Consider the following 12,242-nt stretch of genomic DNA (forward strand, 5'->3'; position numbering starts at 1 on the left):
GCGCCGCCGCCCGTGCCGCCGGCCGCGCCGAAGCCGCCGCCGCCGATGGCCGCGCCGCCCGTGCCGCCGCCGATGGCCGCGCCGCCGGTGGCACCGCCGATGGGCGCGCCTCCAGGGTTGCCTCGGTTCGGCGCGCCGACGGCGACGCCTGCGCCGGGGGCTGCTTCCACGTCCGCGCCCCCTGCGGCCTCCACATCCGTGCCTCCTGCGGCCTCCGCCTCGACACCTCCGGCCGAGCCCACGCTCGCCCCGGCGCAACCGGCCAGTCGAAAGAAGCGACCGCCGCCGCTCATGCTCGCGATCGCCGGAGGCGCGGTCGCATTGCTCACCGCGGGCGCCGTCGTGATGTTCACGGGCGGATCGGATCCGGACGCGAATCCGAACGCGGGCGCCTCGGCCTCGACCTCGGCCAAGCCTCCGCTCGCGTCGCCCGAGACCCAGCCGGCCGACTCCGCCGCCGCGCCGCAAGCCACCGCGCCGTCGCCGCCTCCCGCGGGATACGGGCTCCTGACGGTCACGTTTCCCTCGGAAGGAAACGTGTACGTGAGCGGAAAGAAGCTCGGCCGCACGAACGAGACGTTCCAGGCGCCGTGCGGGAGCAAGTTCATCCGCGTGTCGAGCACGGCCGAAGGGCGCTACCCGGAGTGGCTCTCGGCCGGGGAGACGGTGGTCGTGCCCTGCCAGGATTCGCTGCGGATCGACGTCGTCCCCGGCAAGCCGCCGCCGCAGGCGCCGCGGAAGAAGAAGCGCTAGGTCGCACGATCCGCGGGCGGTTCGCCGGCGCGGGCGAGGCACGAGGTGATCACCTCGCGTGCGCCTGCCTCGACGAGCGCATCGCGGCAAGCTTCGAGCGTGGATCCCGTGGTGGCGACGTCGTCGACGAGGAGGATCCTGCGGCCTCGTACGGCCCGCGGGGATCGCACGACGAAGGCCCGCGCGACGTTCGCGAGCCGCTCGGCGCGGCCGAGGGTCGCCTGCTGGGGCGTGTTCCGGAGCCGCACGAGCGCGCGCGCCGCGAGAGGCACGCCGAGCTCGCCTGCGGCTGCATGCGCGAGCAGCGCGGCCTGGTTGTAGCCACGTTCGGCGAGCCTCCGCGGATGGAGCGGTACGGGGATCACGAGGTCCACGGCCGGCGCCTCTTCTCGCAAGAGCCCGCGCAGGAGATGGCCGAGCGGGCGCCCGAGATCGGGACGCTCCCCGTACTTGAACCGCTTCAGCGCAGCCGCGACGGCGCCGCCGAAGGCCGCGAACGCGAGCGGCTCGCCGGGCGTGTTCGAGGTCCGGAGGACGGTCGCGGCGCAGGTCGGACAAAAGACGCGGTCGCGGCGCACGGGCGCATCACAGGCCGCGCAGGCCGGAGGGCTCAAGGTGTCGATCAGGGCGCGGGCGATCACGCGCGCCGCCAGGAACGCGAGGACGAAGGGACGCGAGAGGGGCATGCCTGAACATCGAGGGCAACGCTCCGCAGTTGCGTCGCGGCGAACGAAATTCCGCGCAACGTCGCGGGTGTCGCTGTACGATTCGCGCGAGGTGCTCGCCCGACACGAACCCGATCTGCGCACGACCTGCTCCACGCGGAGGCGCGCTTGACCAGCCGCGACGAGTGGCGCTGGACCGACGAGCAAGGCGTGCAGCGGCTCGTGCGAACCGACGAGCTGCGGGAAGCCCTCGCGACCCGCGTGCTCCCGCCGTCCGTCCTCGTCTGGCGCGAGGGCATGGAGGCGTGGGTCCCCGCCTTCACGGTGGCCGAGTTCGCCGACGCCACGCCCACCACGCAGGAGCCGATCGCGCCGCAGCACGAGCCCGCCGGCGTTGCGCCACCACGCTTTGGAGGGCCGCTGCCCGAGAAGCGCGGTCAGATGGGCACGCTGCTCGGGATCCCGGGGCCAGCCGCGCCGCAGAAGGGCGCCCAGGGCGCGCCGATCGTGGTGCCCTCGGGCGCGGGCGAGGCCGCACCTCCAGGCGCCGCGCCGATCACGCTGCGGCCCGAGTACGGCGGAGCCGCGTTCGAGGCCGCCGTTCCCCGAGGCCCGGCCGCGTCGCCCGAGCCGCCGGCCGTCGTTCGACCGCCCCCGCCCGTGGGCCCTCTGCCGCCGCCCGTCGCTGAGCCGGCCCCGAAGCGCCCGGCGACGAGCCAGAGCGCGATCGACGAGCGCTGGAACGACGTCAACGACGACGAGACGACGAACGTCGGCGATCTCGCCCCGCCCGCTGCGAAGCCGCCGAAAGAGACGACGGCCCTGGCGCCGCCGAAGCCCGCGATGGTCGCGCCTCGCGCGGCCGAGAGCCCCGCGAAGCCGCCCGCCGCCACGCCTCGATCGAACCCGCCGCCGCCGATCGCCGCGCCCGTCAAGCCCGCCGAGGGTCCGCGCGGGAAGGCCGGCGGCGCGGAGAACACGTCGGTCGGCCCTGCGCCGAAGCCCCTCGGCCCGAAGACGTCCGAGTACTCGACGGTGGGCCCGAGCCCGATGCGCGCGCCGTCGAAGGTCCTCACGAAGCCGGCGACGGAGCCGGCCGTGAAGCCCGCGGTGTCCCCGGGGATCCCGCGGCCCGTCGTGGACAAGGCCGCGGACAAGCCCTCGGCGATCCTGCGGCCGTCGGCGCTGCTCAAGCCCGCCCCGGTGCCACGCGCCGGCGCCGCGCCGGGGACGTCGACCGCGAAGGCCTCGCCGAGCACGGCGCCGCCTCCTGCGCCGGTCGATCCTCCCGCCGCGCAACCGCCGGCCGCGCCTCCGGCCGAGCCATCCGCGGCCGCCGCGCCGCTGCTCGCCCCGACCGAGCCGCCGCCGCCCCTCGTCGCGCCGCCGCCCGAGGCCACGCCGTCGCCCGAGCTCGCGCCCGTGACGGCGCCCTCCCGCGTCGATGAGCTGCCCCCAGCGCCGCCTCCACGCGAGCCGAGCACGACCGCGATCCTTCCGCCCGACTTCACCAGCGGCAGCTATCCCGCTGCGTCCAGCGGTTACACCGGCCCGTCGATGGCCGGCGCGGTGAAGCTGCCGCACGAGGTCACACGGACGATCCGGATCGATGGTCTGCTCGCCGATCCTTCGACGGCGCCGTTGCCCGAGAAAGAAGCGCCCGCGCGTGGAGCGTCCGAAGAGGTGCGGACCTTGCCGTCGGCGGTCGAAGAGAGCGCGCCGCCCGCGGGCCCGAACCCGCCGCCGTTCACGTACACGGAGACGCCGCGCGCCCGCGTCGTGCTCGACGCGACGTCGGACGCCTCGCGCGTGGTCAAGCCCGAGCAAGCGCCGAGCACGCTGCCGATGAAGCTCATCGCCACGAGCAGCGGCTTGCTCGTGCTGATGGTGATCTCGGCCTTCTTCGTGGGACGTTGCTCGGTCAAGCCGACGGTGGCCGGCGGCGGCGCGCGCGCGGTCCTGGCGAACACGGTCCGCGCGATCCGCGATGCCTTGCCGCAACCGCCCAAGCCTTGCTGGGTCGCCAAGCAGCCCGTGCGCTGGGCGCCGGTCGTCTCGAACAAGATCCCGTTCGAGCTCTTGCCGTTGCCTTCGGGCAACGTCTCGATCGGCTACGCGAAGAGCTCGGACGAGGCCGTCGGCATCGAGGTCACGCCGTCGAGCGGTCAGGTGAACGAAGGGTTCGTCGAGAAGGTGAGCGGCGAGATCGATCGCGTCGCGCCGACCGGCACGGACAAGGGCTACTTCATCGCCGCGAAGGAGTCGTCGGGCACGCTCAAATCGATCGTGCAGGTGCCCGCGTCCACGCCGTTTTTCCTGGGCGTCGCCGAGGGCAGCCTCGCGACGGCCGATCGCATCGACGCCGCGCCGCAGACGCTCTGGCCGATCGCGGGATCGGATCCGCTCGACGCCGCGCGCGTGGTCGTCGCCGACGACAAGGGCTACGCGCTCTCGTTCCGGCGCGACGGCGCCGTCATGGGCGGCTTCATCGGCCCGGATCGCAAGCCCCTCGGCGAGCTCGTGAAGGTCGCGGGATCCGGCGGTCAGGTCGGCAAGCCCATGAGCGGATGGAACGGCCGCGAGGTCGCGATCCTCTTCGCCGATCGCGAGACCGAAGAGAGCCCGTGGAAGATCCGGCTCGGCCACGCGCCCGCCGGATCGATCCCGTCGTCGACGCAGGTGATCGAGCTACCGGCCGGAGGCCCCGGCGGCGACGCGTTCGCGCCTGGGATCGCGGGCTTGCCCGACGGTCGATGGGTGCTCGTGTGGACCGAGGGATCGGCGGGCGCGCGCGCCGTCCGTGTGCAGACGCTCGGCCCGGACTTCGTGCCCGTGGGGGATCCGATCGCGCTCTCGCCGCCCGCGGGCAACTTCGGCCAGGGCATGGCCGCCGTGGCCGGCGCGTACGTGACCGCGGTCTTCCTCCAGAGGGGCAAGTCGAGTTACGAGCTTTGGGGAGGCGTGCTCCAGTGCGGATGAGACTCTCGTCGAGGCGATCGTTCGCGTGGGCCTTCGTCGTGGCGGCGAGCCTGTCCTCGCTCCCGGCTTGCGGGCCCTCGCTGTCGCAGATCGAGCAAGGCAAGGCGATCACCACGAAGGAGGCCGCGCTCGACGACTTCTTCAAGTCCGTCATTGCGCTGCGCGGCGAGGTCGACCGCGCCGAGGGCGATCGCAAGGCCGCGCGCGCCGATCTCGTGAAGGCGCTCGGCCTCGCGGCGACGGCGGAGGCGAGCGAGGCGCTGGAGGCGGCCGCGAAGAAGGCGAAGACGCTCGACGATGCAGGCACGGCGCTGCACCTCGAGCTCACGCCCGACGCGAAGCTCATCGTGCTCGTGCAGAAGCGTGGCAAGACGAGCGAGGATCCCGAGGCGCTCGCGAAAGCCGTCGAGCAGTCGGTGAAGGCGTCGCTCGACGTGGCGCGGCGCATGGGCGACCTCGAACAGCGCGCGCGTTTCCTCGACTCGAAACGGACCGAGCTCTCCATGACGCCCGCGGCGAAATCGGGCGACGCCCCGCGCGAGCTCGAGGGCGCGCGGATCGTGCTCGCGGACCTCCGCGGGCGCGCGACGACGGAGGCGGGGCTCGCGTCGTCGTTCGTCGTGGGCCTGGCGATGGCGCTGGAGACCGGCGCGGCCGACGCGGCGCTCGCGAAGTTCACCGGCAAGAATCCGCGCCCGCGGCCCGGCGGCGGTGGTGGCGGCGGCGGCGCGCCCGCGGGAGGATCGCCGGCGCCGAAGCCCAAGCCGAGCGACGATTTCGAGCCCTGACATGACGAGACTGAATCCTTCCGTTTTCGCCGCGGCGGCCGCGCTCGCGCTCTCGCTCGCGAGCCCCTCCGCGGAGGCGCAGGCGACGCCGCTGCCCGAGTCGATCCCCGTCGGATCCTTCACCTTCCGCCCCTCGTTCGAGCTTCGCGTGCGCGGCGAATTCCGCACCGATCCGTTCGACATCGGCGGCGTGAATTTCGCGCGCGGGGCCGTGCTCGAAGACGCGTACGGAACGAACCTGCCGCCGCGCTTCGACGCGCCGACCTACATGACGCCGATCTACACGTCGCAGTGGGCCGCGACGAGCCGCGCGCGGCTCGGGCTCGCCGTGGATCGCGGGCCCGTGACGGCGGCGATCGTGCTGCAGGACGCGCGGCCGATCGCGGGATCGCCGGTGAGCGGCGTGCTGCAAAGTAGCCAGCTCGGCACGGGCCTCGGCCTCTTCGAGGCCTACCTCGACGTGCACCGCAAGAACCGCCGCGTGTGGTTCCGCCTCGGCCGCCAGCGCGTCGTGTGGGGCGACGGGCGCCTCCTCGGCGAGAGCGATTTCACGCAACGGCCGCGAGCGCTCGACGCCGCGCGGCTCGGTTTGTCCTGGAAGAACATCGACGTCGAGCTGCTCGCGGCGCTCATCGGCACCTCGCCGTTCAGTGGGCTCGGCAGCCTCGGGGGGGCGGCGAGCGGGACGGCGGGCGGCACGGCCGGATCGGGATCGGCGGGGAGCGCGGACACGACGATCGATCCGAGGGTCAGCCCGCAGACGGGCAGCCAGCTCTACGGCGCGCACGCGATCTTCCGCATCTTCCCGCTGCTCGCGATCGACGTCACGGCGCTCGCGCGGATCGTCCGGCCGCCCGCGGCCTTCGACCTCACGCCGAGCGACACGTACGTGTTCGACGCGCGCTTCTCGGGCGACTACCGCGGCGTGCGGTACGCCGTCGAAGGCGCGTACGAGCTCGGCCGCATCTCGAGCTTCGGCGCGAACCGCGATCTCAGCGCCTTCGCGGGCGCCGCGCGCGTCACGTGGGAGACGGCGCTGCCGTGGCACCTCACGTTCGGCGCGGCGGGCGCGTACGCCTCGGGGGACGACGGCAGCACCGATCCGCTCGCCGTGCAGACGCGCTTCGATCCGATCCTCCCCGAGGAGCGCCCGATGCACGGTCGCATGGGCCTCTACGCGTGGTCGAACCTCATCGAGGCCGGCGGCGACGTCTCGATGCGCCCGACCGACACGTTCTCCGTGAACCTCGGCTACCGCTTCGTCGGCCTCGCGCAGCCGAAGGGCCGCTGGACGAGCGCGTCCCTCGTCCCGATCGGCGCCTCGGCCACGAACGAGTCGCATGTCCTCGGTCACCAGATCGACGCGACGTTTGGCCTGCGTGTCTGGGATCCGCTCGCGATCGAAGCCTCCTACGGCCTCTTCCTGACCGGCGAGGGCGCGCGGAACATCCTCCAGGCTTCGAGCCGCGGCCAGCCCGACATGCAGCACTTCGCTTACCTGCAAGCCGTGCTGCGCGCGCCTTAGAACCCGCTCCAGCGCCGCTTCGGCCCCGTGTCGACGTGCACGAACCTGTCGCGCCTCCCCGCGTAGGTGCCGAGCCCGCCTTGCCATTTCGCCTGCAAAATCTCGGCGGCGAGCTTCGGCACGGCGAGCCCGTCGACGCGGAAATCGATCGCCATGCCGAGCGTGTGCTGGCTGTGCGACGCCACGTGCCGGCCCTTCTTGCGCATCACCTCGTTGCGCTTGGGGCTCCGGTAGCCGCTCACGATCTCGATCCGCGTGCCCTCGTGTTTCTTCGCGATCGTACGAAGCAGATCGAGCAGCCGCGGATCGATGCGTGTCTCCTGCTCGTAACCGTGGTCCGCGAGGAACGTCGAGAAGCGCTCGATCGTGGGCTCGTCCTCGGTGAGCGCGAGCGTCTCCTGCGTGTGACCGTGCACGATCGTCGCGAGCGTCTTCGTCGCGGGCGTGGTGCTCGCCGCGAGATCCACGGGGCTCGGATCGATCGATGGAGCAGGAGCCGCCGCCGCGTCGATCACGGCGGCGGTGCTTCTGCGTGGGGGAGGGAGGGGAGCTTCGGAGAGAGGGGAGGGGACGGGCAGGGCGAACGCCGCGGCGACGAGGGCCGGCGCGATCGCCCTCCTTTTCACGTGCTCGGCGCGGGCTTCGGCGCGCCGAAGATGCTGGCGGCGCGGCGCTTCTCCTTCGCGGCGCGCTCGCGGTCGGCGTAGGTCGGGATGACGACCTTCTGCCGCTCGGGCAGCTCGCGCCCGGCCACGATCGCGTCGACCTCCTCGGCGTCGAGCGTCTCGCGCTCGAGCAGCGCGTTCGCCAGCTTGTCGAGCGCCTCGCGGTGCTCTTCGAGCAGGCGGCGCGCCTCGGCGTGGCCGTCGAACACGAACTTGCGGACCTCGTCGTCGATCTGGTTCGCGACCGTCTCCGAGTAGTCGCGGCGCTGGCTCGTGAAGTCGCGGCCGAGGAAGACGCTCTCCTCGTTCGCGGCGTACGAGATCGGGCCGATGACGTCGCTCATGCCGAACTCGGTCACCATGCGGCGCGCGAGGTTCGACGCTTGCTTGATGTCGTTGCCCGCGCCCGTCGTGAACTGGCCGAACACGATCTCCTCGGCGACGCGGCCGCCCATCAGCACCGCGAGGCGCGCCTTCGCGAAGTCACGCGACATGCTCAGGCGGTCTTCCTTCGGGAGCTGCTGCGTGATGCCGAGTGCCGGGCCGCGCGGGATGATCGTCACCTTGTGCACGGGGTCGGCGTTCTTCTCCAGGAGCTTCGCCACGAGCGCGTGACCTGCCTCGTGCCACGCCGTCGTCTTCCGCTCCTCCTCGCTGATCACCATGCTGCGGCGCTCGGTGCCCATGAGGACCTTGTCCTTGGCCATCTCGAAGTCGACCATCGAGACGAGGTCCTTGTCCTGACGGGCGGCGAGCAGCGCGGCCTCGTTGACGAGGTTCTCGAGATCGGCCCCGACGAACCCGGGCGTGCCGCGGGCGATGATGTCGAGGTCGACGTCCGGACCGAGCGGCACCTTCTTCGTGTGCACGCGGAGGATGCCCTCGCGGCCGCGCACGTCCGGGCGGTTCACCACGATGCGCCGATCGAAGCGACCGGGCCGCAGGATCGCGGGGTCGAGGACGTCGGGCCGGTTCGTCGCGGCGATGATGATCACGCCGTCGTTCGACTCGAAGCCGTCCATCTCGACGAGGAGCTGGTTCAGCGTCTGCTCGCGCTCGTCGTGCCCGCCGCCGAGGCCCGCGCCGCGGTGCCGGCCGACGGCGTCGATCTCGTCGATGAAGATGATGCAGGGCGCGTGCTTCTTGCCCTGCTCGAAGAGATCACGCACGCGGCTCGCGCCGACGCCCACGAACATCTCGACGAAGTCCGAGCCCGAGATCGAGAAGAACGGCACGCCCGCCTCGCCCGCGATCGCCTTCGCGAGCAGCGTCTTGCCCGTGCCGGGCGGGCCCATCATGAGCACGCCCTTCGGGATGCGGCCGCCGAGCTTCTGGAACTTCTTCGGATCCTTGAGGAAGGCGATGATCTCTTCGAGCTCGTCCTTCGCCTCGTCGATGCCGGCCACGTCGGCGAACGTCACCTTGTTCTGCGACTCCGAGAGCAGCCGCGCGCGCGATTTGCCGAAGCTCATCGCCTTGCCGCCGCCCGCCTGGAGCTGGCGCATGAACAAGTAAAACATGACGAGGAGGAAGACCATCGGCAGGATGGTCACGAGCGCGCCGGACCAGAACGGCGAGGCGTCCTCCTTCTCGAAGGTGACGGCGACCTTGTTGTCGACCAGCGTCTTCGTGATCTCGTCGGCGTTGTCCGGGCCGATCGTGACCTTTTTGACCTTCGAGTTGCTCTTCGGGTCCTTCACCCAGAACGTGTATTCACGATCCTTGATCGAGACGGAGTCGACGTGCGGGTCCTTTTCTCGATCGGCCCGAACCTGGCTCATGAACTCGCTGAACGAGACCTGCGTTGCGGGCGGGCGATCTGGGCTCAGGAACTGCCAGATCACGAGAAACATCATGATCAGCAGGACCCAAAGCAGGAGCGTCTTGTGCGATTGCTTCACGAGGATCCTCGGGTTGCCCGGCCCGATCTCCTCGGGACGAGCAGACTGCGTCCAAATGTAACGCTTCTTTGCACCAGCATGCCACGCGGTGGCATGCCCGTCGATGGAAGCCAAGCCGCGCCGTCCATTCGGTAAGGACGCGACTCGATCATTTCTTTTCGTTAAGGACGATCTTCCCCGCTGGGAAGGTCACGTCGAGCTCCCGCCCCCCCTTCATACGAATCTTCACAATTCGAGCGCCCTTCTTTTGGGCCCGCTCGATCGTCGTCCGTTGCGCCCGGCCGAGCCCGCTCATCGGGTCCTCCGTCGGACAGACCTCGTGCAGCATGTCCGCGAGGGCACAGAGATGGTCGATGATCCGCGGTGAGAGATCCTCCAAGAGCGGGATCAACTCGCGGCGCACCCGGACGCGCGTGAAGCGCGGGTCGAGGTTCGAAGGGTCGCGGGCGTGGGCGATCGCATGGCGATCGAGGTGAAGCAGGACGTCGGCCCTTCGCGCACGGACGAGGGGACGCACGAGGTCGCGCGGGTCTTCGGTTCCGCTCGGCGGCACGGGCGCAGGCGCGCGAGGTTCGAGCACGGCGAGCCCACGCGGGCCCGCGCCGCGCAAGAGGCGCAGAAGGACGGTCTCGGCCTTGTCGTCGGCGGTGTGCCCCGTGGCGATCACGCAGGCGCCACGCCGCGCTGCAGCGTCCTGCAGCGCCCGATGACGCGCCTCGCGCGCCCGCGCCTGAAGGTTTCCTCCAGGCTCGACCTCGACACGCGTCACCTCGAAAGGAACGCCGAGCTCGTCCGCGAGCTTGGCCGCGAGCGCGAGCTCAAAAGCCGCTTCGGGGCGCAATCCATGATCGACGCCGTGTCCGATCACCTCGTGCCCGATCGTGCGGCGGAGCAGGGCGAGCACGTGCAGGAGCGCCGTCGAGTCGGGGCCGCCCGAGCAGGCGACGAGCACGCGATCGCCACGATCGAAGAGGGCTTCGTCGCGGATGGTGCGCTCGGCGAGGCGCCGTAACGAAGGCGGGTGCGAGGGCTTGGTCAACGGAGCTCGAAGGCCTTGCAGAAGACGACCTCGTCACACGTGTCGAGGTCGGGCTCGCGGTGCATCCCGTGCGGGTAACCGAGCGAGCAACGATCGCCATCCGGATCGTACTGCGCGCAGTCGCCGCACGTGAACACGAGGCGAAAGCGGCGCGCCTCCTGCCGGAGCCGTTCGTCGACGCGGTGGATCATCCGGCGAGAGCGTAGCGCACGCGAGCGCCTAGCGCGCGCCGCGGCGACGTACGAGGCGCGCCACGGTCTCGACGTGGCTCGTCTGCGGGAAGAGCTCGACCGTCTCCAGGTGCGTGAGCACGAAGCCCGCGCGCACGAGCACGCCGAGGTCACGCGCGAGCGTCGCCGGATCACACGCGACGTAGACGATCCGATGAACACGAGAGGCCGCGATCGCCGCTGTCGCGCCCTCCGCGCCGGCCCGCGGCGGATCGAGCACGACGACCTCGACGCGTGGCGGGATCGGGTAAGCGTCCGCGTTCGCCACGACGACCTTGCCCGGAAGATCCCGCGCCGCGAGGTTTTCCCGCGCGGAACGTGCAGCTCCCTCGTCCGACTCGACCGCGACGAACGACGCGGCTCCTCGCGCGAGCAGGATCGAGAGCGTGCCGCTGCCCGCGAAGAGCTCGAGTACGTGCCCGTTCGCCGTCTCGTCCGCGCCTTCCCGCGGCGCATCCACGTCCGCGCGGGCGAGCTCCGCCACGCGCCGCGCGAGCAACGCTGCGCCGCGATCCGAGCTCTGCGCGAACGATCCCGCCGCGACGACGAGCGGCGCGCCGTCCACGCCTTCGAGCACCGGCCGCGGATCGCCGAACACGGCCGGCGTCTTCGCGCCCTCCATGCGCACGCGCGCGCCGGCCCACGCGCCTTCCGCGACACGTCGATCGATCGCCGCCCACGCCGCAGGCGCGATCTCGCCGCGCCACGTCACGTCCACGACGAGGTGCCCGCCCGCGCCGCGCGCGATCTGCACGTCGCCTTCGCCCGACGAGCCCGCGAGCACCGTCGGGATCTCGTCGAGCGCGCCGGCGATCGACGGGGCGAGCACGACACAAGTCGGCGTCGCCACGAGCGCGTGCGAGCCCTGTGCGCGATACCCGATCCGCACCCGACCTCGCTCGGCGCGCACGTAGAGCCGCGCGCGCGTGCGATAGCCGAGCGGCTCGGGCGCGCTGTGCACGTGGATCGCGGGCGGCGTCTCGCCCGTCGCATGCGCGACCGCGCTGCGAACGATCTCCGCATGCGCCGCTTCCTGCGCGTGCTCCGAGAGGTGCATGAAGTCGCAGCCGCCGCACGCGTCCGCGTGCAGGCACGCAGGCTCCACGCGATCGGGGCTCGCCTCGATCACCCGCAGAAGACGCCCTCGCGCGGGGCGCGTGTTCCTGTCGACCTCGGCCTCCACGCGTTCGCCCGGCGCGGTGCCCGGCACGAACACGGCCGTGCGATCGGCGAGCCGAGCCACGCCGGCTCCACCCGCGGCGAGATTCTCGATGTGCAGGATCTCCGGGCGAAGCGCTTGCTTCGGCCTCGCCGGTTTGTCCCTTCGGTCCGGCTTTCCAGCGGGACGCGTTCCTTGCGGCATCGAAGGAGACTACGTCACGACGAACGCACGTGCACCGCCCGCCCCGTTTCCCGGGGCGAGCGGACGCGTTCGTTCACTTCATCGACACGCGTTGCGCCGTCACCTGACCGGACACGACGATGACCGAGATGACCTTGGTCATGTCGCCCTTCTTCAGCGTGACCCGGTGCGAGCCCGGTTTGACCGAGAGGTGCACGATCGGCGAGGGCCCGAGCGAACGGCCGTTGTCGAGTACGTCGTCGCAGAACGGGTTGCACACGATCGTCAGGAAGCCCGGCTCGCCGGATGCGGCCGCTGCGCTCGCCGTCGCGGTCGGCGCGGCCGTGGGCGCGGT

Annotated in this window: 10 protein-coding genes and 2 pseudogenes; 4 read left to right on the top strand and 8 right to left on the bottom strand. The window is 71.6% G+C overall.

Features of this window, described 5'->3' with window-relative positions; genetic code table 11:
* A pseudogene (locus tag QHF84_RS49595) lies at positions 1-518 on the bottom strand (hypothetical protein); the annotation flags it as partial.
* 25 nt (positions 519-543) lie between these two features.
* Between QHF84_RS49595 and QHF84_RS49600 the strand changes: the two are divergent.
* Complete coding sequence (locus QHF84_RS49600; protein ID WP_281320691.1) at positions 544-753, top strand: hypothetical protein; 210 nt, start codon at positions 544-546, stop codon at positions 751-753.
* Here QHF84_RS49600 and QHF84_RS49605 read toward each other — a convergent pair.
* Positions 750-1,439 carry a ComF family protein gene (locus QHF84_RS49605; protein ID WP_281320692.1) on the bottom strand — a complete coding sequence of 230 codons (690 nt, stop codon included), beginning with the start codon at positions 1,437-1,439 and terminating at the stop codon, positions 750-752. The two genes, QHF84_RS49600 and QHF84_RS49605, sit on opposite strands and share 4 nt — an antisense overlap.
* A 147-nt stretch (positions 1,440-1,586) precedes the next feature.
* Between QHF84_RS49605 and QHF84_RS49610 the strand changes: the two genes are divergently transcribed.
* The 3 genes from QHF84_RS49610 to QHF84_RS49620 are packed head-to-tail and all read left to right on the top strand — an operon-like array spanning position 1,587 to position 6,710.
* Positions 1,587-4,397, top strand: a complete 2,811-nt coding sequence (locus QHF84_RS49610; RefSeq protein WP_281320693.1) for a GYF domain-containing protein — start codon at positions 1,587-1,589, stop codon at positions 4,395-4,397.
* Positions 4,394-5,185, top strand: coding sequence for a hypothetical protein (locus QHF84_RS49615; protein WP_281320694.1), 792 nt, complete (start codon positions 4,394-4,396; stop codon positions 5,183-5,185). The genes QHF84_RS49610 and QHF84_RS49615 overlap by 4 nt, the downstream gene beginning before the upstream one ends.
* Before the next feature lies 1 nt (position 5,186).
* Positions 5,187-6,710 (top strand): alginate export family protein, encoded by a 1,524-nt coding sequence (locus QHF84_RS49620; protein ID WP_281320695.1) that lies wholly within the window; start codon positions 5,187-5,189, stop codon positions 6,708-6,710.
* Here the strand turns inward: QHF84_RS49620 and QHF84_RS49625 are convergent.
* The 6 genes and pseudogenes from QHF84_RS49625 to QHF84_RS49650 all read right to left on the bottom strand — a co-directional run.
* Positions 6,707-7,225: a DUF882 domain-containing protein gene (locus QHF84_RS49625; RefSeq protein WP_281320696.1), complete on the bottom strand. Its 519-nt coding sequence runs from the start codon at positions 7,223-7,225 to the stop codon at positions 6,707-6,709. The two genes, QHF84_RS49620 and QHF84_RS49625, sit on opposite strands and share 4 nt — an antisense overlap.
* A 107-nt stretch (positions 7,226-7,332) precedes the next feature.
* Positions 7,333-9,276, bottom strand: coding sequence for an ATP-dependent zinc metalloprotease FtsH (gene ftsH / locus QHF84_RS49630; protein WP_281320697.1), 1,944 nt, complete (start codon positions 9,274-9,276; stop codon positions 7,333-7,335).
* Between the two features lie 148 nt (positions 9,277-9,424).
* Positions 9,425-10,315: a tRNA lysidine(34) synthetase TilS gene (gene tilS / locus QHF84_RS49635; protein WP_281320698.1), complete on the bottom strand. Its 891-nt coding sequence runs from the start codon at positions 10,313-10,315 to the stop codon at positions 9,425-9,427.
* On the bottom strand, positions 10,312-10,506 hold the full coding sequence (locus tag QHF84_RS49640) for a hypothetical protein (RefSeq protein WP_281320699.1): 195 nt from the start codon (positions 10,504-10,506) through the stop codon (positions 10,312-10,314). The genes tilS and QHF84_RS49640 overlap by 4 nt, the downstream gene beginning before the upstream one ends.
* Positions 10,507-10,534: 28 nt before the next feature.
* Complete coding sequence (locus QHF84_RS49645) at positions 10,535-11,908, bottom strand: RsmD family RNA methyltransferase (protein WP_281320700.1); 1,374 nt, start codon at positions 11,906-11,908, stop codon at positions 10,535-10,537.
* A 73-nt stretch (positions 11,909-11,981) separates the two neighbouring features.
* Positions 11,982-12,242, bottom strand: a pseudogene (locus QHF84_RS49650) (hypothetical protein); the annotation flags it as partial.

It is taken from the genome of Polyangium sp. y55x31 (assembly GCF_029946505.1).
Taxonomy (GTDB): domain Bacteria; phylum Myxococcota_A; class Polyangia; order Polyangiales; family Polyangiaceae; genus Polyangium.